The organism is Mesorhizobium sp. WSM3860 (assembly GCF_002294995.1).
Taxonomy (GTDB): domain Bacteria; phylum Pseudomonadota; class Alphaproteobacteria; order Rhizobiales; family Rhizobiaceae; genus Mesorhizobium.
This window is the reverse complement of sequence record NZ_NSGF01000007.1, coordinates 18,660-39,961: the sequence shown is the minus strand read 5'-3', so window position 1 is coordinate 39,961 and position 21,302 is coordinate 18,660. Positions and strand designations below refer to the sequence as shown.

Genomic DNA, 21,302 nt, shown 5'->3' with positions numbered 1-21,302 from the left:
TGAGAGGCGCCGCGGCCGCTCCTGGCCGTGCCAATTCTCTTGGAGACGCTCTGTCATGGCCTTTCTTGCCGACGCACTTTCCCGCGTGAAGCCTTCCGCGACCATCGCGGTGACGCAGAAAGCGCGTGAGCTGAAAAATGCCGGCCGTGACGTCATCGGCCTCGGCGCCGGCGAGCCGGACTTCGACACGCCCGATAACATCAAGAACGCGGCGATCGAGGCGATCCGCCGCGGCGAGACGAAGTACCCGCCGGTCTCCGGCATCGTGCCGCTGCGTGAGGCGATCGCCAAGAAATTCAAGCGCGAGAACAATCTCGACTACCGACCGGAGCAGACCATCGTCGGCACCGGCGGCAAGCAGATCCTGTTCAACGCCTTCATGGCGACGCTGAATCCCGGCGACGAGGTCATCATCCCGCGTCCCTATTGGGTGAGCTACCCGGAAATGGTGGCGATCTGCGGTGGTACGTCCGTCTTTGCCGACACCTCGATCGACAACGGCTTCAAGCTGACGGCTGAGGCACTGGAAAGGGCGATCACGCCGAAGACGAAATGGCTGCTGATGAACTCGCCGTCCAACCCATCGGGCGCCGCTTACACGGAGCCTGAGCTCAGGGCCCTGGCCGACGTGCTGCTCAAGCACCCGCATGTCTGGACGCTGACCGACGACATGTATGAGCACCTGACTTATGGCGACTTCGTCTTCAAGACCATCGCCGAGGTCGAACCGAGCCTCTACGAGCGCACGCTGACCATGAACGGCGTGTCGAAAGCCTATGCCATGACCGGCTGGCGTATCGGCTACGCCGCCGGCCCGGTGCCGCTGATCAAGGCGATGGACATGATCCAGGGCCAGCAGACTTCCGGCGCCTGCACCATCGCACAATGGGCGTCCGTCGAGGCGCTCAACGGCCCGCAGGACTTCATCGCCAAGAACAAGGCGATATTCCAGGGCCGTCGCGACCTCGTCGTGTCGATGCTCAACCAGGCGCGCGGCATCTCTTGCCCGTCGCCGGAAGGCGCCTTCTATGTCTATCCGTCCTGCGCTGAGCTGATCGGCAAGAAGACGAAGGCCGGCAAGGTCATCGAGAATGACGAAGCCTTCTGCTCGGAGCTGCTCGACGCCGAAGGCGTTGCCGTTGTGTTCGGATCGGCCTTCGGCCTCGGTCCGAACTTCCGCATCTCCTATGCGACATCGGAGGCGCTGCTGGAGGAAGCCTGCACCCGCATCCAGCGCTTCACTGCGTCGCTGATTTGATCGGCAACGCCGCCATCCAGAAAAGCCCGGCTTCGCGCCGGGTTTTTGTTGGCTTCTCAGCTGCCATACTGCTCGTCGGATACCGCCTCTAGCCACTCGGCATGGACGCCGTCCAGCGCTTCCTGCATGGCGACATGCGTCATCGTGGTTTTCGGTCCGGCGCCATGCCAGTGCTTTTCGCCCGGCGCGAAGGAGATGACGTCGCCCGCCCTGATCACCCCGATCGGCCCGCCCCAGGTCTGCGCAAGCCCGGCACCGGCCGTGACGTAGAGCGTCTGGCCGAGCGGGTGCGTGTGCCAATGCGTGCGGGCGCCCGGTTCGAAACTGACCAGGGTTGCCCGCAGCCGCGCCGGCGCCTCCTTCTCGATGATCGGCGTCTGCAGCACCTTGCCGGTGAAATACTTTTCAGGCGCGATGATCGTCGGCACGCTGCCGCACGCAATGATCTTCATCGTAGAACTCTCTCAAATCGTTAGGGACCGTCCGCCGCAGCGGGAGGTCAGTTTCATGCTATATGGCGACCGGCGCAATCGCCTCTGAGCGCTTGAGACACCGGGATGTTCGAAACCAGCACCAAAACCAAAGCCGGCGCAATTCCTATTTTCCTTGCCCTCTCCGCGAACCCGTGTGACGATGGCCTTGGCAGGTGGTGAGCAACAACCCCGCCCGCGACGGCCGAACAGGCCGGCCGCCGCTCCCAGGGAAACGCCTGAGTGGAGGTCAGCCATGGGTAATCGCGCCGGAGGACGACGCACGGGACCGAAATGCATCGCCATAGTCGGTCCCTTCGCAAGCGGTAAGACGACACTTCTCGAAGCCATCCTCGCCCGCACGGGCGCCATTCCCCGCCAGAATCCCGTCTCATCAGGCAATACGGTTTCGGATCATTCGCCAGAAGCCCGCGCCCACGCCATGAGCGTCGAGGCGACCTTTGCCACGACGGAATTCATGGGCGAGCAGTTCACCTTCGTCGATTGCCCCGGTTCCATCGAATTCGCCTTCGAGGCAGAGCCGGTGCTTGCCGCCTGCGATGTCGCCGTGGTCGTGGCCGAAGCGGACGAAAAGAAGATACCCGCGCTCCAGCTCATCATACGCAAGCTCGACGATCTCGGCGTGCCGCGCATCCTGTTCCTCAACAAGGTCGACAAGGCGGTCGCCGGCGTGCGCGAGACACTAAAGATGTTGCAGCCGGCCAGCTCGGCGCCGCTGCTGCTGCGCCAGATTCCGCTGCGCAAGGACGGTGTCGTCATCGGCTCGATCGATCTCGCCTTGGAGCGGGCCTATGTCTACCGCGAATATGCCGAAAGCCAGGTCGCCGAGATTCCGGACGACGACAAGGCGCGCGAACTCGAGGCACGGTTCTCGATGCTGGAGACGCTCGCCGACCATGACGACCAGCTGATGGAGCAGCTTCTGGAGGAGATCGAGCCGCCGAAGGATGCGATCTTCGATGACCTTGCCGCCGACCTGCGCGCCGGCTCGGTGACGCCGGTGCTGATCGGTACCGCCGAGAAGGGCAACGGTGTGCTGCGCCTGTTGAAGGCTATCCGCCACGACGCGCCGGACGTTGAGGCGACGCGCAAGCGCCTTGGCGCGCCCGATGGCAATCAGACGGTCGTGCAGGTGATGAAGACCATCCACACCGCGCATGGCGGCAAACTGTCTATTTCGCGTGTGCTTTCCGGCCAGGTGGCCGACGCGGCCGAGCTCTTCCTCTCCAACGGAGACACGACCAAGGTCTCCGGCATCTACAAGATGCTTGGCAAAGACCAGTTGAAGCTGCCGTCGGCCAAGGCTGGCGATACCGTCGCGCTCGGCAAGCTCGACAATGTCAGGACCGGCCAAACGCTGAGTTCGGCCAAGGACGGCATCAAGCCGCTGATCGCGCTGGAGCCCCCGCAACCGGTGTTCGCATTCGCTTTGCGTCCCAAGGAGCGCAAGGACGAGGTCAAGATGTCGGCCGCGATCCAGAGGCTGGCCGAGGAAGACCCCTCGCTCAGCCTGCACCACAATCAGGATTCCGCGGAGACCGTGTTGTCGGGCCATGGCGAAATGCACCTGCGAGTCGTGCGCGAGCGCCTGGAGGGCAAGAACCAGATCCCGATCGACGGCCATTCGCCGGCTGTGCCCTATCGCGAGACGATCCGCAAATCCGCACAGCAGCGCGGCCGCCACAAGAAACAGTCGGGCGGCCACGGCCAGTTCGGCGACGTGGTGATCGAGATCAAGCCGCTGCCGCGCGGCACGGGTTTCCAGTTCACCGACACCATCACCGGCGGCGTCGTGCCAAAAACCTACATCCAGTCGGTGGAGACCGGCATCCGCGACTATCTGAAATCCGGTCCGCTCGGCTTCCCGGTTGTCGATGTTGCCGTCAACCTTTCGGACGGCTCCTATCATGCCGTCGACTCGTCCGACATGGCCTTCCAGATGGCGGCGAAGCTGGCGATGAAAGAAGGCATGGCGGCCTGTTCGCCGGTTCTGCTGGAACCGATCATGAAGGTTGAGATCGTCACGCCTTCAGATGCGACCTCGAGGATTATCGCTTTGATCCCGCAGCGGCGCGGCCAGATCCTTGGCTATGACGCGCGGCCCGGCTGGCCGGGCTGGGACGTGGTCGAAGCGACCATGCCTCAGGCCGAGATCGGCGACCTGATTATCGAGCTGCGCTCGGCGACGGCAGGCGTCGCCAGCTACAAGGCCGTCTTCGACCATATGGCCGAGCTGACCGGTCGCCTCGCCGACGAGGCGATGAACGCCAACGGCAAGGCCGCCTGATCGTTTTTGTTGAAGACGCGAAAACGGCGCCCGGATCATCCGGACGCCGTTCTTATTGCGGACTGTTCTCCTTGGGAGGCAACGGCAGGTCCGCCGCATCAGGAAATGGTTCGGACGCGGTAGCTGCCTGAGCCCGGCCTGCCCGAGTGATGCCCCCATCTCCCGGACCGACCAACCGCGTCCTATGATCTACCTAATCGATGGAGTGCGTCTGCGACATGTTACCCGATGTTACATGTCACTGTTACGCGGGCCGCGCGCACGCATTTCTGGTGTCGGCGTGACTTCGGCGCAACAAAAAAGCCGGATCAATAAAGATCCGGCTGAGTTTGATTGGAAGTGCCGATTAGGGCTAACCTCCAGAGGGGAACACTCGAGGGCGCTAATGGGAGGAGAACGCGCCCTGGAGATGAACTATATATGTGCTCATCATGCCCAAGAAACAAGCATCTATTTTGCAACACACGCATGCAAAAAGACGTAGGCTGTGGTCTAACCCATTCCGAGAACCGATAGGACCAGAAAAAATCGCCGAATCCAGAGCCGTTCCGGGCTGAAAGCGATCGCTGATATGCGAAACGGCTCAGATACCGGTCCCGAAATACGCTAAATTCACAGTGATGCGAACTTGGGCTGGTCGCGTTTATTTCTGCGGCAGGAGAGCCCGATGCGAACTTTTTCGGCAATTGCCGGCAGCGCCCTGTTCTTTGTCGCCGCCCCTGGCGTCGTCGCTGGGTTGCTCCCCTGGCTGCTGACCGACCGCTATCGCATGCCGCAGTCCATCGTGCCGGGTTTTGCGCCGGTCGGCTGGATCCTCGTCGTCGGCGCCGCGGCGATCCTGCTTCATTCCTTCGCGCGCTTCGCGCTTGAGGGCCTGGGCACGCCCGCTCCCGTGGCGCCGACCGAGAAACTCGTTGTCGGCGGCGTCTACCGCCATGTGCGCAACCCGATGTATGTGGCGGTGCTGTCGATCATCCTCGGCCAAGCGCTCATCTTCTCGAGCTGGGCCGTCTTCGTCTACGGCCTGATCGCCGCTGCCGCGATGCTCTCGTTCGTCAAATTCTATGAAGAGCCGACGCTCGCCCGCCGCTACGGCGCGCAATACGAAGCTTACCGGCGCGCCGTCCCCGGCTGGCTGCCCCGCATCACGCCACGGCGCGATTAAGTCCCTGTCGTGGGCCAGGTCAGGCCGGCACCGGCAGGTCCTGCTAGTAGGACCAACTGCGCGCCTTGGCGATGATGAAATCGCGGAACACATGCAGCTTCGCCTGGTTCTTCATCGCGTCGGGATAGGCGAAATAGGTGTCGAAGGACGGCACCTCGGTTTCGGGCAGCAACTGGACGAGATTTGAGTCCTTGTTGATGACGTAGTCGGGCAGCATAGCGATACCGGCGCCGCCCTGGACCGCGCGCTTGATCGACAGGATGTCGTTGATCTGCAGCGTCGGCACCCTTTGCCCGCCCTCGAAATCGCCGACCGTCTCCAGCCAGTTCAGCTCCGACAGATGCGAGGGCACCGGCACGCCGAAGGTGACGATCCGGTGGTTCCTGAGCTCGGCGACCGAGGCCGGCTTGCCGAACTTCGCCACATAGGAAGGCGACGCATAAAGATGGAAATGCACCGTGAACAGCCGGCGCTGGATAAGATCCGGCTGCTGCGGCTGCCTGAGGCGGATGGCGCAGTCGGCTTGGCGCATGGTCAAGTCGAGTTCCTCATTGGCGAGGATGAGTTGCAGGTTGATCTCGGGGTAGAGCTCGATGAATTCCTGCACGCGCTCGGTCAGCCAGCCGGCGCCGAGACCCACCGTTGTTGTGACCCTCAGCACGCCGGAGGGGCGATCCTTGGTCTCGGTCAGCCGCGACTTGATCGTCTCCAGCTTCATCAGCACGTCATGTGCCGTGCGGAACAGCATCTCGCCCTGCTCGGTCAGCACGAGGCCACGCGCGTGGCGATGGAACAGCGCCACGCCGACGTCATGCTCCAGCGCGCTGACCTGCCGCGAGATCGCTGACTGCGACAGATGCAGCGTCTCGGCGGCATGGGTGAACGACCCAGCCTCCGCCGCAGCGTGAAACACGCGTAGCTTGTCCCAGTCCAGCGCCATGATTCCCCTCGTGTTGCCTTTGGCGTCTGAATGAAAAATCAGGCTTTTGAACGGCTTTTTTCAGCCGATCGATTATTCCGCCGCTTCGCGGTGAACCTCGATCCCCGCCAGATATTTCTCCGCCTCCAGCGCGGCCATGCAACCGAGTCCTGCCGCGGTCACCGCCTGCCGGTAGACGTCGTCGGTTACGTCGCCGGCGGCGAACACGCCGGGGACATCGGTGCGGGTCGAATCGGGCGCCGTCCACAGATAGCCGTTCGGCTTCTGCTTCAGCTTGCCGACGAAGAGCTCGACCGCCGGCGCATGGCCGATCGCAACAAAGACGCCATCGACCTGCAACCGCGACACTTCGCCCGTCACCACATTGCGCAGCTTCAAGCCCTCGACCGAAGGCGGCAGCGGTGCCTTGCCCGGCTGCCCGGTGATCTCGTCGACGACCGTGTCCCAGATGATGCGGACATTGTCCTTCTGAAACAGCCGCTCGCGCAGGATGCGCTCGGCGCGGAAATCGTTGCGGCGGTGAATGACGGTGACGCTCTTGGCGAGGTTGGCGAGGTAGAGCGCCTCCTCCACCGCCGAATTGCCGCCGCCGACCACCGCGACATCCTTGCCGCGATAGAAGAAGCCGTCGCAGGTGGCGCAGGCCGAGACGCCAAAGCCCATGAAGGTCTGCTCGGACGGAATACCCAGCCACTTGGCTTGCGCGCCGGTGGCGATGATCAGGGCGTCAGCGGTATAGACGGTGCCGGAATCGCCGGTAGCGCGAAACGGCCGCACATTGAGGTCGACCTCGGTGATGATGTCGTTGACGATCTCGGTGCCGACATGCTCGGCCTGCTTCAGCATCTGCTCCATCAGCCAGGGGCCCTGGATCGGATCGGCGAAGCCCGGATAGTTTTCGACGTCGGTGGTGATCATCAGCTGCCCGCCCTGCTGCAGGCCGGCGACAAGCATCGGCTTCAGCATGGCGCGGGCGGCATAGATCGCCGCGGTGTAGCCGGCCGGGCCGGAGCCGATGATGAGAACGGGCGCGTGTTTGCTGTTCATGAAAAAGTCCCCTGCGGCGCGAGGCCGTGGTTTGTTGCCCGGTAATGTAAGTGCTGCCCGCCAAGCCAGCAAGGCAGCTTGGCCTTCGTCCCCGGAAAGCTTCTTCGCAGGCATAGCGAGCATATCGTCGTCCGCAACAGAAAAATCATCGCAAGGGATGGCCTCGCGCGCGAAACCAAATTACAAAACCGCGAAAGATTCTTGCGCGAAAGCCGATCATGCCGCTCAAAGCCGATCTCGACGCCATCGACTGGAAGATCCTGCGTGAGCTGCAGAACGACGGTCGTATGACCAACGTCGAGCTGTCCAGCCGCGTCGGCATCTCGGCGCCGCCTTGCCTGCGCCGCGTCAGACGGCTGGAAGAGGCCGGCATGATCCGCGGCTACCGTGCGCTCCTCAACGCGCCGGCGCTCGGCATGGATGTCGTCGCCTTCTGCCTGATCGGCCTGCACCATCAGGCCGACGCCGAGCTCAAGACTTTTGCTGAGCGGACGAGGGGCTGGCCGATCGTTCGCGATGCCTGGATGGTGTCGGGCGAGTCCGATTTCCTGCTGCATTGCGTGGCAAGCGACCTCGGCACGTTCCAGACCTTCGTCATCGAGGAGCTCGCCTCGGCGCCGAATGTCGACACGGTGCGGACCGCGCTGACGATCCGCCGCGTCAAGGACGAAGGGCTGGTCGCCTTTCCGGCTTAATGCGCCGGCTATCAATGAACCCGCTGGAAAAACAGCGGCTTGGCGCTCAATTTTGAATCAATGAACGATCAGAGCGATCGTAATGCGGTGAGCAGGCCCTCTAGGTCGCGCGCATCGCGCAGCGGCAAAACTGAAAGCCCGCCCATCGTTGTGGCTTCCCCATCGATGAGCCAGCCGCATGTGAGGCCGGCGCGCTGACCTGCTTCCATGTCGGCCGGCTTGTCGCCGACGATCAACGATCGCTTGAGATCGAGGTTTAGGCGCCGCCCCGCCTCGAGCAGCATGCCCGGATTGGGCTTGCGCATCGGATGATCGGCGATCCCCAGCGGGCCCGAACCGGCTTCGTGGTAGGCGCAGGCCAGAACCATGTCGACGGCTGCGTTCTTCCCGGCAAGCAGGTCGAGCACCCGCTGATTGACCCGGGCGAAAGCATCCCAGCCAAAATAGCCGCGCGCAATACCGGACTGATTGGTGATGACGACGACCGGAATGCCGCGCCGGTTCGCGGCTTCTATGGCAGGCGCGATACCGTCGAGGAGCTCCATGGCGTCCGGATCGTCAGGATATCCGGTATCGGTATTGATGGTGCCGTCGCGGTCGAGAAACAGTGCCGGCAGGCCAGCCCGAAACGCCTTGGCGCCAATCCGCTCGATCCACAGGCCGGGTTCGACGAGCGGAAAGTCCCGTTCGCGGTCAGCCATTGCTGAGACGCGCTTCGACCGCTTCGCACAGATGGTGGTAGAGGCAGAGATGCCCCTGCTGGATGATCGGCGTCGAGGTCGACGGCACGTTGAGCAGGATGTCGGTGAGCGGCTTGAGCTTGCCGCCGGTGTCGCCTGTCAGGCTGATCACGGTCATCCCCATGGCCCGCGCCTGCTCGGCGGCGGCAAGGATACTCGGCGAATTGCCGCTGGTGGAGATGGCGAGCAATACCGCACCCTCCGACCCATGCGCCTCGACCTGGCGCGAGAAGACGGTGTCGAAGCCGTAATCGTTGCCCCAGGCGGTCAGCACCGCCGCATTCGCCGGCAGCGCGATGACATTATAGGCCTTGCGCTCCTTCAGGAACCGGCCGACCAGTTCGCCGGCGATGTGGATGGCGTCGCTCGCCGAGCCGCCATTGCCGCAGATCAGCAGCGCCTTGCCCTGCGACAGCGCCATCACGACCGTGCTTACCGCGCGCTCCATCTCGCCGGTGAGGTCGCGCTCGACCATCGCCGAGATCGCCGCCGCGGAGCGGACCAGATAGTCGTTCAACTCGGACATGAAACCCTCAATTCGCGCTACCGGCGCGCAGCTTGCCGATGGTGCTGGTCGTGCTCTTGCCGGCGACGAGGTCAACCAGCACCACGCGCCCGCCCGCCTTCTGCACCACGTCGGCGCCGACCACGGTCTCGATCGTGTAATCCGCGCCCTTGACCAGGATGTCGGGCAGAAGCGCCTCGATCAGCTTGAGCGGCGTGTCCTCCTCGAAGACGACAACGGCATCGACCGAGGCGAGCGCCGCGAGCACGCAGGCGCGGTCGTGCTGATCGTTGACCGGACGTCCGGGCCCTTTCAGCCGGCGCACCGAGGCGTCGCTGTTCAAGCCGAGCACCAGCCGGTCGCACTGGCTGCGCGCGGCGTGCAGCAGGCTGACATGGCCGGCATGCAGGATGTCGAAGCAGCCATTGGTGAAGCCAACCGACAGCCCCTCCTCTTTCCATGTCCCCACCATCCTGGCAGCCGCATTGGCGTCGAGAATGGCGTCCTTGTGGGCGACCGGGCCATGCGAGCGGAACAGCGCACCGGACAGCTCTTCGACCGTCAGCCGCGCCGTGCCGCGCTTGCCGACCACGACCCCACCGGCGGCGTTGGCGATTGTAGCAGCCTGCACGCGGTCGGCGCCCGCGGCGAGCGACAGCGCGAAGGTGGCGATGACTGTGTCGCCCGCGCCGGAGACGTCGAACACTTCGCGCGCCTGCGTGGAGATATGGCGGGCATCCTCCGCGGTGACCACGCTCATGCCCTTTTCGCTGCGCGTCGCGACGATGAACTCGAAGTCATGCGCGGCGATCAGGTCGCGTGCCGCGGCGACGATCTCGTCGTCGCCGAATACCGGGCGTCCAACCGCCTCGCCGAGTTCCTTGCGGTTGGGCGTGACCGCCGTCGCCCCGGCATAGCGCGTATAGTCGCGGCCCTTCGGGTCGACCAGCACCGGCTTTCCGGCATCGCGGCAGATCGCGATCAGTTCGGCCACCACGCCGTCGAGCAGGATGCCCTTACCGTAGTCGGACAGGATGACGGTATCGGCGCGCCCAAGGGCGGCCTGGAAATGCTCGACAAGCGTCGCCCGTTCGCGACTGGACAACGGCTTGATTTCCTCCTCGTCGAAACGCAGCACCTGCTGGTTAAGAGCGCTGAAGCGGCTCTTCGACGAAGTCATGCGGCCTTGCCGCTGCACGAGGCCGTCCGTATCGGCGCCAAGATCGCCGAGCATGCGCATGAGGTTGTCGCCGGCCTGGTCGGCGCCGATCACGGACACCGGGATCGCGGCGCCACCCAGTGAAACGATGTTGGAAACGACGTTGCCGGCGCCGCCCATGGCCAGCATCTCGCCCCGCCCATGCAGCACCGGGATCGGCGCTTCCGGCGATATCCGCTCGATGACGCCGTTGACGAAACGGTCGAGGATGAAATCGCCGACCACTAGCACGGTGACCTCGCCGAAGTGGGCGATGGTGCGATGCAAGGGCTCCGGGGAAGGCAAATGGTGCTTGATCATCTCACTGGCACGCGCCGCAAAAGGCGGTTCTTGATCGGGGTTGCAGCGCCGGAAATCCAGCGCTCTTCGTTCATCGCGATGCCGATATACCGCAATTGGGGCCAGCGCAACGGCGGGCGGGTGGGCGCACGGCCAAGGCCGCCGGACGGATCAGCTCCTTTGCAAGGCGACATGGACGCCGAGACCGACAAGCACGGCGCCACCCGCACGCTGCATTAGGTGCTGCGCGCGACCCGAGCGGCGCAGCCGTGCAATCATCGCGCCGGCCAGAAAGACGCAAACGATGTCGGCCGACGAGAACATCAGGTTGACGACGGTTCCCAGCACCACGAACTGCAGCCAAACCGGAAAGGTCGCCGAGGCATCGATGAACTGCGGCAGGAAAGCCATGAAGAAGATGGCTGTCTTGGGATTGAGCACCTCGACCGTGATGCTTTCGAAAAAGGCGCGACGCGCCGATTTTCGCTCGATGGGAGGGAGCGTTCCGTTTCCCTGGATTTTGGCGCGGAACAGTGAAACACCGAGCCAGATCAGGTACAGCGCGCCGACAAGTTTGACGGCCATGTAAAGCGGCGGCACGGCGTGGAACAACACCGACAGTCCGGTTGCGGCGGCAAGGACATGGACGTAACCGCCGAGATGGATGCCGAGCGCCGCCGTCAGCCCCGACCAACGCCCGCGCGCCATGGTCTGCGCCGCCGCATAGAGCATGGCCGGTCCGGGAATGTAGGCGAAGATAGCCGTGGTGACGAAAAAGGCGATAAGCAGTTCGGTCGACGGCATCTTGATCCCTCACGATAAGAGCCGACTGAAGCGGGAGCTTTGCGGCCTCACTGTGGCGACGAACCGGTCTGCCCTGATTTGGCAAGAACGCGTCCCATGAACTTGTCATGGTCGATGACCGCGCGCTCGTGGAAACCTTCGCCGATCAGTCCGGTCTGATCGCTGCACGATACCTTGAAGCGCAGCTTTCGCCCCTGCGCCGCGACAAGCTCGACATCAGCGGTGACCGTCATGCCGACGGGCGTCGCGGCGACATGGCTGACGTCGACATGGGTGCCCACGGTTCTCTCATGGCTTCGCAAGAACGGACGCAATGCCTCGACGCATGCCCATTCGATGAAGCCGACCATAAAAGCGGTGGCGAAAACCGGTGGCATGTCGCCGAAACCCGCAAAGGCAGTTGTCATGGCCGGAACCGTCAGGGAGTCGTCGACCCGTAGAGTTTGAACGTGGCGAAGGCCGGGCTTCAAATCAGATGTCATGGCAAATACCAACGGCAAGAACGCGCGCCGATGGCTCTTGCCACCCTCAAAGGCACCATAGCTTATTGCGCGCGGCAGAGCTTATCTCGCGAGCCGTTCTGCCGATCCATCCCTACATTCGTCGTAGCCGATGCTCCGCAACCAGCGACCATTTATCGACACTCCCTCGCGCCTCCCCTATAAGGGCCGGAATCGGCAACGAAACAGGGCTCACAAGGATGATCATCGTCACGGGCGGCGCCGGCATGATCGGCTCCAACATCGTCGCCGCGCTGAATGCCGAAGGCCATGACGATATCTTGGTCGTCGACGATCTGACCGACGGCCACAAGATCGCCAATCTGGCCGATCTCCGCATTGCCGACTACCTCGACAAGGACGAGCTTCTGGCCCGGCTCGAGGATGGCGGGCTGGGCCGCATCGAGGCCGTCTTCCATCAGGGCGCCTGCTCGACCACTACCGAATGGAACGGCAAGTTCATGATGGACGTGAACTACGCTTATTCGAAGCGCCTGCTGCACGCCTGCCTGGGGCTGCGCGTGCCCTTCCTCTACGCCTCCTCGGCTTCGGTCTATGGCGGCGGCAGCGAATTCCGCGAGGAGCCGGAATTCGAGCGGCCGCTCAACGTCTACGCCTATTCGAAGAAGCTGTTCGACGACTATGTCCGCCGCATTGTGTTCGACACCGATCACTCGCAGGTCGCCGGCCTGCGCTATTTCAACGTCTACGGGCCGCGCGAGGCGCATAAGGGCGCCATGGCCTCGGTTGCCTTCCATTTGTTCAACCAGGTCGAGCAGGGCCAGAACCCGAAGCTGTTCGGCGCCTATGGCGGGTTCGGCCCCGGTGAGCAGAGCCGCGACTTCATCCATGTCGGCGACGTCGCCGACGTCAATCTATGGCTATGGAAGCGGGGCTCAAGCGGCATCTTCAACTGCGGCACCGGCCGCGCCCAGCCGTTCCGCGCCATTGCCGAGACGGTGATCGACACGCTCGGCAAAGGTGAGATCGAGTTCATTCCCTTCCCCGAACACCTGAAGGGCAGCTATCAGAGTTTTACTGAGGCGGATATGTCCCGCTTGCGCGCGGCCGGCTACAATGGCCAATTCCGCACCGTCGAAACCGGCGTCAGAGACTATGTCGAATGGCTGAAAGCCCAACGATCCTAGTGATCGGCCCACGCTGGGTGGGCGACATGGTCATGGCCCAGTGCCTGTTCGCGGCACTGAAGGAAAGGCATCCGAATGCGGCCATCGATGTGCTCGCGCCGGCTTGGGCCGCGCCTTTGGTCAAGCGCATGCCCGAAATACGCTGCCAGATCGACTTTCCACTGATGCCCGGCGCGCTCGAATTCCGCAGCCGCAGGCGCTTCGGCCGCCTGCTGCGCGGCCGCTACGACATGGCCTATGTGCTGCCGGGGAGCTGGAAATCGGCGCTGATCCCGTTCTTCGCCCGAATTCCGCGCCGCGTCGGCCATCTGAGGGAAATGCGCTACGGCCTGCTGACCGACATCGTTCCGCTGCCCGATGCGGTGAAGCGGCGCACGGCACGGGCCTATTTCGGCCTCGCGCGCGGCGGCACCTTTCGCCCGCCAAAACTCACCGTCGATATGGCCAATCAGGCCGATCTGCTGGCGCGGTTCGGGCTGGGCGCAAAAGAATTCGTCGCCCTGTTGCCGGGCGCCGAGTTCGGTCCGGCAAAGCGCTGGCCGAGCGAATACTATGCCGAGCTAGCCCGCGGGATGACGGCAAAAGGCCTGGGTGTCGCCTTGCTCGGCTCGAAGAACGACGCTGAGGTCACAGGCGAGATCGCGAGGCTTGCGCCGGGCGCCGTCGACCTTGCCGGCAGGACGAAGCTCGAGGATGCCATTGATCTGATCGCCGCGGCGAAGCTAGCCGTCTCGAACGACAGCGGGCTGATGCACGTGGCGGCCGCTGTCGACACGCCGATCGTCGCCGTCTATGGCTCGACCTCGCCCGAGAACACGCCGCCGCTGACCGATCGTTCGGAGCTGATCTGGCTGCACCTTTCCTGCTCGCCCTGCCACAGCAAGGTCTGCCCGCTCGGCCATCTCAACTGCCTTAAGACGCTCGATGTCGCGCGGGTCGCCGCCGCCGCCGACCGGTTGCTTGAAATTCCTGCGGCCGCATGAGGGTTCTGATCGTCAAGACATCGTCGATGGGCGATGTCATCCACACCTTCCCGGCCGTCGAGGACGCGCTCCGCAATCGCTCGGACATAAGCTTCGACTGGTGCGTGGAAGAGGCCTTCGCCGCCATCGTCGCCTTGCATCCGGCGATCGGAACCATCCACAAGGTGGCGATCCGGCGCTGGCGCAAGAAGCCGTTCGACGGCGGCACATGGCGCGAGATGGCCGGCCTGCGACGTGCGCTTCGCTCGGGTCGCTATGACCTGGTCATCGATGCCCAGGGCCTGCTGAAGTCGGCCGTGGTCGCCAAACAGGCTGGCGCACCGATCGCCGGCTTCGACCGCTCGAGCGCCCGCGAGCCTTCGGCGGCGCTGTTTTACGACCGCAAATACGCGGTGCCGCGCGACCTGCACGCGATCGAGCGCACCAGACGCCTGTTCGGCCTGGCGCTGGGGTATCGGGCGGACCTCGCGACGCTCAACTCCGGCATAGTGCCGCCGGCGGGCGGACTTTCCGGCATCGAAGGTAAAACGGCTTTCCTGCTGCACGGCACCAGCCGCGAAGACAAGAAATGGCCGGTCGAAGACTGGGTCGGGACTGCGGGCCGACTGGTGGCCAAGCAATTTACACCGATCGTCACCTGGTCGAACGAAGCGGAAAAGCGCGTTGCCGAGGCGATCGCCGGCGCCGTGCCGGAAACGGTGCTGGTTCCGAAATCGCCGCTAGCGGATGTCGCCGCGATCCTCGGCCGGTCGACGCTCATCATCGGCGCCGACACCGGCCTCACCCATCTCGCCAGCGCCTTCGGCCTGCCGACCGTCGCCATATTCCTGGCGACGGAGCCGGGCCTGACCGGCCCGCGCGGGCCGTTTTCATCGACACTGCTGGCGCCCGCCGGCGGCAAAGTCACGCCGACTGAAGTGATGGCCGAAGCGGATCGGCTGCTGGCGCTTAGATCGGAAGCGCCAATCTAGGCCTCAAATAAATTGCACCTGGACGATCTCGTAACCCCGTGCGCCGCCCGGGGCGTTGACTTCGATGGCATCGCCGACTTCTTTGCCGATCAGCGCGCGCGCGATCGGCGAGGAGATCGAGATACGGCCTGACTTCACGTCCGCTTCCTGGTCGCCGACGATCTGATAGGTCTTCTTTTCCTCGGTGTCCTCGTCGACCAGCACGACGGTGGCGCCGAACTTCACCTTGTCGCCGCTGAGCTTCGACACGTCGATCACCTCGGCGCGCGCGATCAGGTCCTCGAGCTCGTTGATACGGCCCTCATTGTGACTCTGCGACTCTTTCGCCGCGTGGTACTCGGCATTTTCGGACAGGTCGCCATGCGAGCGCGCTTCGGAGATCGCCTCGATGATGCGTGGACGCTCTTCCTGCTGGCGCCAGCGCAGTTCTTCCTTCAATGACGCGAACCCCTCGCCTGTCATCGGGACCTTGATCATGATGCCTGACCTTTCCTGCCACCACCCCCGCTTTTCGGGAATAGCCTTGTCGTTGGGTACAAAAAGAAAACGGTCCGGCAGCCTCGGGCTAACGGAACCGTTTCACCACAATTTCCCTGAATATAGCGATCTTCGCGCGATTTTCACGCTCAAAAATGAAGTTCAGTAAAATCACCACCGCTTTCGCAAGGCCGTCCGGCGCGAAATCCGGAATGCCGGCAGCAAAAAACCGGCTGCGATTGCTCGCAACCGGCCTCGAAAAGCATCGGGCAAGAATCAGCTCCTCAGAAAACGTTCGATCTGCTCCGACAACATGCCGTATTCGCGCGAGCCTTTGCCGGTCCGCTTCTCGATTTCCTTGAGCTGCTCCTGGGCGCCGGCAAGATCGCCGATCTGCAGATGGGCCTCGCCGAGATACTCGCGCACCAGCGTGTAGTTGGGGTCGATGCGCAGCGCTTCCTCGTAGTAGCCGAGGCCGACCGTGACACGGCCGGAATGGCGATGCGAATAGCCGAGATAGTTGAGAATGCGCGGATCCTGCTTGTTGGCGGCGAGCGTCAACACCGAGATCGCCTCGTCGTAGCGCCCGGCCATCGCCAGATCGTGGCCTGCCTCGTAGATGCTGTCGTCGTCCAGCATGCCGTACTGCGGCACGACGCATTTCTTCTTCTTCTTATCCCAGACCTGACCCTTCTTGCATTGGGTGGTCGTCTGGCCACCGCCACCGCCGCCACCGCCCTCGCCGGCGGTGAATGCAGGCGCCGCGAACAGCGGCAGGCTAACCGCAACAGCCAAGACCTGAACAAGCAAACGTCTGCGCATCGGAGCCTCCTTGAGCGTGACAACGGCAGATTAACGCCGCCTCGATGCGGTTTCATCCCGAAAAGCTGTCAACAGCCAAACTATTTGGAGGCGGGGGAGCGCATCGCCTCTGCGGACGGATGTGACGCGGGCCGCAAATCCGCTATCATCAGTCGAGCGCACACGGAGGAGAAAGGCCAGTGCAGCAGCGCCTCGAGAAGGAATGGGAGCTTTCCATCGACCCGGACACCGTGCGCCTGTTCATCCTGAAGGCCAAGGCGCTGAGCGCCGCCGTCAACGAGGACTACGACGACGGCGCCGAGCACGAGGTCGAGTTCGATGGCGACAGGCACGACAGTCATCATCACGACGGCCTTGTCGAGGAGGCGTCGGAAGACCTCACCGAGGAGGAGTTCCGAGAGCTGATCAACGATCTCAACGTCGATGAAGCGGCCGAGCTCGTAGCGTTGGCCTGGGTGGGACGCGGCGACTATGAAGCTTCCGAATGGGTCGACGCGGTGGCGGCCGCGCGCGAACGCGCCAACAAGCGCACCGCAAAGTACCTGCTCGGACTGCCGCAGCTCGCCGATTGGCTGGAGGAAGGCCTGGAGGCGATCGGCGCGTAACGAACCGGTAACCGATTTTGATCGCAGCGCCGCAGCGTCCAAGGCAACCTTGCGATGCCGGGCCCGTTTCCGGCCGATGGCGACGCTGAGCTTTTCCGGATTTTGCAGACTGGCGCTGCCTTTGGTGGCGGGGATTTTGCTGGTCACGCCGGCCGATGCCAAGCATCGTCACAGGCCGCCGCTGACACCGCGTATGGAGCAGCCGTTGACGCTGCGGGCCGATCAGCCACTGCGGCCGAGGAGCAAGCACCGCGTGAGATCGCGCGGCAAGCAACATATCGCGCCAAAGCTGGCGCAACAGCAAACGCAGGAGCAGCCGACCTTGCCCGCAGACGTTCCGGTGCCAGAGCCAAGGCCCGCGGAAGCGCAAAAGGCCGACACCGCAACGATGAAAGAGCGGAAGGCTGCCGGTCCAAAGGACGCTGACGCATCCGCCCGGATCGATCAAGAAAAGTCTCGTCAGGGAAAGCGGCAGCATCCCGAGCCTTCGGCCCCCGAGCTGTCAACCGACACGAACGAACCTGAGGCGCCTGCAGCGGTGCCGATTCCGACACAACGACCCGACATCGCGGAACCGGAGCCGCCCGCTGCCGCACCAAAGCCACCTGAAAAGCCGGCTGATACCCACGACAACAAAATGCTGCCCGATCCGCGCTCCGCTGAGCTGCCAGCCGACAAAATGCCCGCGGAGGAAGTAGCCTGCCGTGAGCGCCTCAAGACGCTCGGCGTCGAATTCGAGGAGCACAAGGCCGAGCACGATGCCGAAATCGGCTGCTCCATCCCCTATCCCATCATCATGAAAACGCTGGGCAAATCGATTGGCATAGGCGCCGGCGCCGAACTCAACTGCCGGATGGCGGAGGCCGCGGCACGATTTGCCGCCGAAGTCATCCAACCCGCCGCGAAGGCCGAATTCGGCGCCGATCTCAAATCGATCGCCCAGGCCTCCGCCTTTGTTTGCCGCCCACGCAACGGTGGTGGAAAGCTTTCGGAGCACGCCTTCGGCAATGCGCTGGACATCGCTTCCTTCACACTCTCCGACGGCAGGACGATCCAGGTCGGCCCGGTGCCGCCCGAAAAGGATGCAAACTTCCTGAACACGATCCGCAAGGCCGCCTGCGGTCCGTTCAAGACGGTGCTCGGCCCGGGCAGCGATCCGGACCATGCGCTGCACTTCCACTTCGATCTCGAGCCGAGACGGAATGGCGGAACGTTCTGCCAATGAGTGGATGCGAAGAACAGATGCCGCAATTCCGCCCCAGGCGTGAATGCCGGCGCTGATCTTTCCTTTACTCTTGCCGACTAGACTTGTGCCATCCGGGGACAGGATGCCTTCCGATGGCCGCAATATTTGGCGCCAGCCTCGCCTTGGCGCGACTAAGCACTCGTGCGCGCTCCGCCGCCGTCCGACTGACAACCGGGCTAGCAATGACAGCGGTCTCGGCCTGCACCACCGGTGATGTCTTCTCGCTGCAACCGGCCGTCGACGTCGGCAGCCAGACCGCCTCCATGGCCGAGACTCCGCAATATTCCGGCATGCAGAGGCTTGTTCCTTCCGATCCCTATCTGACCCAGGCAGCCTATCCGCGCATGGATGAGCCGATGTCTTCGCCGCAGCAGATGCCTGCCAGCGAGATCGACTGCCGCAATGAGCTGAAACGGCTTGGCGTGGTTTACCAGGATATCCAGCCAATCCACGAAGGCCAATGCGGCATCGATTTCCCGGTGAAAGTTTCGGCAATCGGCAGCGTCGAGATGAAACCGGCAGCGACGCTGACCTGCAACATGGCCGCGACCTTCGCCGCCTGGACCAGGAACGAGCTGGTGCCGGCCGCCCGCTGGCGCTATTTCTCCGGCGTCAGGGCGATCCATCAGGGATCGAGCTATTCCTGCCGCAACATCGCCGGCGAAGGCGTCTTGTCGGAGCACGGCAAGGGCAATGCGCTCGACGTCATGAGCATCGAGCTCAACAATGGCGACGACATCGACGTTCGCAAGCCCGGCCTGTTCGCCTTCCGCACCCGCGGCTTCCTCAATAATGTGCGCGCCGACGGCTGCCAGTATTTCAACACGGTGCTAGGCCCGGGCTACAATTACGACCACCGCAACCACTTCCACTTCGACGTCAAGAACCGCAGGAGCGGCCACCGCGCCTGCCGCTGACCCTTCGGCCTACTGCCCAACCGGCCCAACACCGCATAGAGTGGGCCGGGCACAGGCTTGGGAGTGGTCTCTCGTGGGTGGGCGAAGCCTTAGGCGACGCGCGGCGATCTGGCTGGCGGCTTTCTGTGCCTTCTATCTGGGTTTTGCCTATCTTGCCGCGCCGGAATTCTGGACGTGGCGGGAGCGCGGCTTCCGTACGCAGCGCTTCGAGATGGTGACGCACACGCCGCAGGGCATTCCCGGCGACCCGATCAATGTCGGACTTGTCGGCACCGAGAAGGAGGTGGTCCACGCCTTTGCCGTCGCCGGCTGGGACACGGCCGACGCCGTCACACTCAGGACAGCGATCGACATCGGCGAGAGCGTCTTGTTCTCCCGGCCCTATCCCGATGCGCCGATCAGCCGCCTGCTTTTCGAAGGCCGCGTCCAGGACCTTGCTTTCGAAAAGCCGATCGGCGACAGCGCCGACCGGCGCCACCACGTCCGCTTCTGGCAGACAAATACCGTCGGCGACGACGGCCGCCCGCTCTGGCTGGGCGCCGCCAGCTTCGACCGCGGCGTCGGCCTGAGCCACGACACCGGCGCCATCACCCACCATATCGGCCCGGACATCGACGCCGAGCGCAACTTCCTGATCGGAGATCTCAGCACCGCAGGCATGCTGACATCGACCAGCGAGATCCCGGGGATCGGCGCGACGAAAGACGGCAGGAACGGCGGCGGCGATCCATATTTCACCGACGGTATGGCGGTGGTTGGCGTCTTGAAGCAATTGCCCTAGCGCATCCGGCATTCTCGAAGCGGCAACGGCGCAATTCGAAAAACAGCCAACCCGCTATTTTCGAATGCACCGCAGCAATGCTATTGACGCCGCATGCTATACGTCGAAATCGCCGTCGTGGCCGCCCTCATCCTGGTGAACGGCCTTTTGGCCATGTCGGAGCTCGCTATCGTCTCATCGCGGCCGGCCCGACTCAAGGCGATGATCGACCGCAATATCAGGGGTGCCGGCCGCGCGCTGGCGCTAGGCTCCAACCCCGGCAAGTTTCTGTCCTCGGTGCAGATCGGCATCACCTTGGTCGGCGTTCTTTCCGGCGCCTTCTCCGGCGCCACGCTCGGCGAGCGACTGGCTCAATATTTGGCCTCGACCGGCATCCGCGACAACATCGCAGACCCTGTCGGCGTCGGCATTGTCGTCGCGGTCATCACCTATGCCTCGCTGATCGTCGGCGAGCTCGTGCCGAAGCAGATCGCGCTGAGGGATCCTGAGCGCGTCGCAGTCCGCGCCGCGCCGGCGATGACCATTCTCGCCACGGTATCGGCGCCGCTCGTCTTTCTGCTCGACATTTCCGGCCGCGCCGTTTTGTGGTTGCTCGGCCAGGCCGGCGAGGCGGAAGAGAAGGTCACGGATGAGGAGATCAAGATGCTGGTCGCCGAGGCCGAGCATCACGGCACCATCGAATCCGACGAGCGGCGCATGATCGCCGGCGTCATGCGCCTTGGCGACCGCGCCGTGCGCGCCGTGATGACGCCGCGCACCGAGGTCGACTGGATCAACCTGCAATCCGACGAGGCGGCCATCAAGCGGCTTCTGATGGAGAGCCAGCATTCGCGCCTGCCCGCGGGCGACGGCAACGTCGATGCCATGATAGGGGTCATCCAGACGCGCGACGTGCTGGCCGCCCTTCTTGCCGGCAGAGTTTTGGATGCGCGCCAGCATGTGGGCACCGCGCCAATCGTCCATGATCAGGCCGACGCGCTCGACGTCCTGCAAAGGCTGCGGGAATCGGACGTGCCCATGGCGCTCGTCCATGACGAATACGGCCATTTCGAAGGCATCGTCACGCCGGCCGACATCCTGGAAGCGATCACCGGCGTCTTCCGCTCGGACCTCGATGCCGGCGAGGAAGAGAACGCGGTCAAACGCGAGGACGGCTCATGGCTGCTCGCCGGCTACATGCAGGCCGACGAGATGGCCGAGGTGCTGGGCATCGACTTGCCGGACAACCGCGACTATGAAACGGTGGCCGGCTACGTGCTGTCGCATCTGCATCACCTTCCCGCTACCGGCGAATGCGTGGACGCGCAAGGCTGGCGCTTCGAGGTGGTCGACCTCGACGGCCGCCGCATCGACAAGCTGATCGCCACCCGCCTGCCCGACGGCCACCGTCCGATGGCGCGGCGATAGCCGGGCCTGGGTCTG

22 protein-coding genes are annotated in these 21,302 nt (G+C 63.8%); 12 read left to right on the top strand and 10 right to left on the bottom strand.

Annotated features, from left to right (window positions below):
* The first annotated feature begins 55 nt into the window (after positions 1–55).
* The gene (locus tag CK220_RS13550) at positions 56–1,258 is read left to right on the top strand and encodes a pyridoxal phosphate-dependent aminotransferase (RefSeq protein WP_095812015.1); all 1,203 of its coding nucleotides are present in this window, start codon (positions 56–58) and stop codon (positions 1,256–1,258) included.
* 56 nt (positions 1,259–1,314) lie between these two features.
* Here the strand turns inward: CK220_RS13550 and CK220_RS13545 are convergent, their stop codons facing one another.
* Complete coding sequence (locus CK220_RS13545) at positions 1,315–1,710, bottom strand: cupin domain-containing protein (protein WP_095812014.1); 396 nt, start codon at positions 1,708–1,710, stop codon at positions 1,315–1,317.
* 274 nt (positions 1,711–1,984) lie between these two features.
* Between CK220_RS13545 and CK220_RS13540 the strand changes: the two genes are divergently transcribed.
* Both CK220_RS13540 and CK220_RS13535 read left to right on the top strand, forming a co-directional pair.
* Positions 1,985–4,036, top strand: coding sequence for an elongation factor G (locus CK220_RS13540; protein ID WP_095812013.1), 2,052 nt, complete (start codon positions 1,985–1,987; stop codon positions 4,034–4,036).
* 667 nt (positions 4,037–4,703) lie between these two features.
* Entirely contained in the window at positions 4,704–5,201 is a 498-nt protein-coding gene (locus CK220_RS13535) for an isoprenylcysteine carboxylmethyltransferase family protein (protein ID WP_095812012.1), read from the top strand.
* A gap of 43 nt (positions 5,202–5,244) precedes the next feature.
* On the opposite strand, the gene CK220_RS13530 is transcribed toward CK220_RS13535, so the two are convergent.
* Together CK220_RS13530 and trxB are read right to left on the bottom strand one after the other, a co-directional pair.
* Entirely contained in the window at positions 5,245–6,141 is an 897-nt protein-coding gene (locus CK220_RS13530) for a LysR family transcriptional regulator (RefSeq protein WP_095812011.1), read from the bottom strand.
* Positions 6,142–6,213: 72 nt separating this feature from the next.
* Complete coding sequence (gene trxB, locus CK220_RS13525) at positions 6,214–7,188, bottom strand: thioredoxin-disulfide reductase (protein WP_095812010.1); 975 nt, start codon at positions 7,186–7,188, stop codon at positions 6,214–6,216.
* A gap of 218 nt (positions 7,189–7,406) precedes the next feature.
* On the opposite strand from trxB, the gene CK220_RS13520 reads away from it, so the two are divergent.
* The gene (locus CK220_RS13520) at positions 7,407–7,883 is read left to right on the top strand and encodes an Lrp/AsnC family transcriptional regulator (protein ID WP_095812009.1); all 477 of its coding nucleotides are present in this window, start codon (positions 7,407–7,409) and stop codon (positions 7,881–7,883) included.
* Between the two features lie 68 nt (positions 7,884–7,951).
* Here CK220_RS13520 and CK220_RS13515 read toward each other — a convergent pair whose 3' ends face one another.
* From CK220_RS13515 to CK220_RS13495, 5 genes are all read right to left on the bottom strand, one after another.
* A complete protein-coding gene (locus CK220_RS13515) occupies positions 7,952–8,584 on the bottom strand; it encodes an HAD family hydrolase (RefSeq protein ID WP_095812008.1) in 633 nt (210 codons plus the stop codon).
* Positions 8,577–9,149: an SIS domain-containing protein gene (locus tag CK220_RS13510; RefSeq protein ID WP_095812007.1), complete on the bottom strand. Its 573-nt coding sequence runs from the start codon at positions 9,147–9,149 to the stop codon at positions 8,577–8,579. Before CK220_RS13510 ends, CK220_RS13515 begins: the two co-directional genes overlap by 8 nt.
* A gap of 7 nt (positions 9,150–9,156) precedes the next feature.
* On the bottom strand, positions 9,157–10,647 hold the full coding sequence (gene rfaE1, locus CK220_RS13505) for a D-glycero-beta-D-manno-heptose-7-phosphate kinase (RefSeq protein ID WP_095812006.1): 1,491 nt from the start codon (positions 10,645–10,647) through the stop codon (positions 9,157–9,159).
* A 150-nt stretch (positions 10,648–10,797) separates the two neighbouring features.
* Positions 10,798–11,430: a LysE family translocator gene (locus tag CK220_RS13500; RefSeq protein ID WP_095812005.1), complete on the bottom strand. Its 633-nt coding sequence runs from the start codon at positions 11,428–11,430 to the stop codon at positions 10,798–10,800.
* 47 nt (positions 11,431–11,477) lie between these two features.
* Positions 11,478–11,930, bottom strand: coding sequence for a thioesterase family protein (locus CK220_RS13495; protein WP_210201424.1), 453 nt, complete (start codon positions 11,928–11,930; stop codon positions 11,478–11,480).
* A 200-nt stretch (positions 11,931–12,130) separates the two neighbouring features.
* Here CK220_RS13495 and rfaD point away from each other — a divergent pair, with 200 nt between their 5' ends.
* Genes rfaD through waaC form a run of 3 tightly spaced genes read left to right on the top strand, consistent with a single transcriptional unit; the run spans position 12,131 to position 15,032 of the window.
* On the top strand, positions 12,131–13,078 hold the full coding sequence (gene rfaD, locus CK220_RS13490) for an ADP-glyceromanno-heptose 6-epimerase (protein ID WP_095812003.1): 948 nt from the start codon (positions 12,131–12,133) through the stop codon (positions 13,076–13,078).
* Entirely contained in the window at positions 13,054–14,061 is a 1,008-nt protein-coding gene (waaF, locus tag CK220_RS13485; protein ID WP_095812002.1) for a lipopolysaccharide heptosyltransferase II, read from the top strand. Before rfaD ends, waaF begins: the two co-directional genes overlap by 25 nt.
* On the top strand, positions 14,058–15,032 hold the full coding sequence (gene waaC / locus CK220_RS13480; protein ID WP_095812001.1) for a lipopolysaccharide heptosyltransferase I: 975 nt from the start codon (positions 14,058–14,060) through the stop codon (positions 15,030–15,032). Before waaF ends, waaC begins: the two co-directional genes overlap by 4 nt.
* 3 nt (positions 15,033–15,035) lie before the next feature.
* On the opposite strand, the gene greA is transcribed toward waaC, so the two are convergent.
* The gene (gene greA / locus CK220_RS13475; protein ID WP_027168132.1) at positions 15,036–15,509 is read right to left on the bottom strand and encodes a transcription elongation factor GreA; all 474 of its coding nucleotides are present in this window, start codon (positions 15,507–15,509) and stop codon (positions 15,036–15,038) included.
* Positions 15,510–15,785: 276 nt separating this feature from the next.
* Positions 15,786–16,331, bottom strand: a complete 546-nt coding sequence (locus CK220_RS13470; protein WP_095812000.1) for a tetratricopeptide repeat protein — start codon at positions 16,329–16,331, stop codon at positions 15,786–15,788.
* A gap of 179 nt (positions 16,332–16,510) precedes the next feature.
* Here CK220_RS13470 and CK220_RS13465 point away from each other — a divergent pair, with 179 nt between their 5' ends.
* The 5 genes from CK220_RS13465 (at position 16,511) to CK220_RS13445 (ending at position 21,287) form a co-directional block, all read left to right on the top strand.
* On the top strand, positions 16,511–16,936 hold the full coding sequence (locus CK220_RS13465; protein WP_095811999.1) for a DUF3775 domain-containing protein: 426 nt from the start codon (positions 16,511–16,513) through the stop codon (positions 16,934–16,936).
* A 193-nt stretch (positions 16,937–17,129) separates the two neighbouring features.
* Entirely contained in the window at positions 17,130–18,161 is a 1,032-nt protein-coding gene (locus CK220_RS13460) for an extensin family protein (protein WP_095812207.1), read from the top strand.
* Positions 18,162–18,364: 203 nt separating this feature from the next.
* A complete protein-coding gene (locus CK220_RS13455; RefSeq protein ID WP_245429165.1) occupies positions 18,365–19,099 on the top strand; it encodes an extensin family protein in 735 nt (244 codons plus the stop codon).
* A gap of 73 nt (positions 19,100–19,172) precedes the next feature.
* Entirely contained in the window at positions 19,173–19,880 is a 708-nt protein-coding gene (locus CK220_RS13450; protein ID WP_095811997.1) for an LssY C-terminal domain-containing protein, read from the top strand.
* 93 nt (positions 19,881–19,973) lie between these two features.
* Positions 19,974–21,287 carry a hemolysin family protein gene (locus CK220_RS13445; protein ID WP_095811996.1) on the top strand — a complete coding sequence of 438 codons (1,314 nt, stop codon included), beginning with the start codon at positions 19,974–19,976 and terminating at the stop codon, positions 21,285–21,287.
* The last annotated feature ends 15 nt before the right edge of the window (positions 21,288–21,302 follow it).

Bases quoted from the DNA above. Each gene is read 5' to 3' on its own strand.
- CK220_RS13550 (WP_095812015.1), top strand. From the start codon at position 56: ATGGCCTTTCTTGCCGACGCACTTTCCCGCGTGAAGCCTTCCGCGACC.
- CK220_RS13545 (WP_095812014.1), bottom strand. From the start codon at position 1,710: ATGAAGATCATTGCGTGCGGCAGCGTGCCGACGATCATCGCGCCTGAA.
- CK220_RS13540 (WP_095812013.1), top strand. From the start codon at position 1,985: ATGGGTAATCGCGCCGGAGGACGACGCACGGGACCGAAATGCATCGCC.
- CK220_RS13535 (WP_095812012.1), top strand. From the start codon at position 4,704: ATGCGAACTTTTTCGGCAATTGCCGGCAGCGCCCTGTTCTTTGTCGCC.
- CK220_RS13530 (WP_095812011.1), bottom strand. From the start codon at position 6,141: ATGGCGCTGGACTGGGACAAGCTACGCGTGTTTCACGCTGCGGCGGAG.
- trxB (WP_095812010.1), bottom strand. From the start codon at position 7,188: ATGAACAGCAAACACGCGCCCGTTCTCATCATCGGCTCCGGCCCGGCC.
- CK220_RS13520 (WP_095812009.1), top strand. From the start codon at position 7,407: ATGCCGCTCAAAGCCGATCTCGACGCCATCGACTGGAAGATCCTGCGT.
- CK220_RS13515 (WP_095812008.1), bottom strand. From the start codon at position 8,584: ATGGCTGACCGCGAACGGGACTTTCCGCTCGTCGAACCCGGCCTGTGG.
- CK220_RS13510 (WP_095812007.1), bottom strand. From the start codon at position 9,149: ATGTCCGAGTTGAACGACTATCTGGTCCGCTCCGCGGCGGCGATCTCG.
- rfaE1 (WP_095812006.1), bottom strand. From the start codon at position 10,647: ATGATCAAGCACCATTTGCCTTCCCCGGAGCCCTTGCATCGCACCATC.
- CK220_RS13500 (WP_095812005.1), bottom strand. From the start codon at position 11,430: ATGCCGTCGACCGAACTGCTTATCGCCTTTTTCGTCACCACGGCTATC.
- rfaD (WP_095812003.1), top strand. From the start codon at position 12,131: ATGATCATCGTCACGGGCGGCGCCGGCATGATCGGCTCCAACATCGTC.
- waaF (WP_095812002.1), top strand. From the start codon at position 13,054: ATGGCTGAAAGCCCAACGATCCTAGTGATCGGCCCACGCTGGGTGGGC.
- waaC (WP_095812001.1), top strand. From the start codon at position 14,058: ATGAGGGTTCTGATCGTCAAGACATCGTCGATGGGCGATGTCATCCAC.
- greA (WP_027168132.1), bottom strand. From the start codon at position 15,509: ATGATCAAGGTCCCGATGACAGGCGAGGGGTTCGCGTCATTGAAGGAA.
- CK220_RS13470 (WP_095812000.1), bottom strand. From the start codon at position 16,331: ATGCGCAGACGTTTGCTTGTTCAGGTCTTGGCTGTTGCGGTTAGCCTG.
- CK220_RS13460 (WP_095812207.1), top strand. From the start codon at position 17,130: ATGGAGCAGCCGTTGACGCTGCGGGCCGATCAGCCACTGCGGCCGAGG.
- CK220_RS13455 (WP_245429165.1), top strand. From the start codon at position 18,365: ATGACAGCGGTCTCGGCCTGCACCACCGGTGATGTCTTCTCGCTGCAA.
- CK220_RS13445 (WP_095811996.1), top strand. From the start codon at position 19,974: ATGCTATACGTCGAAATCGCCGTCGTGGCCGCCCTCATCCTGGTGAAC.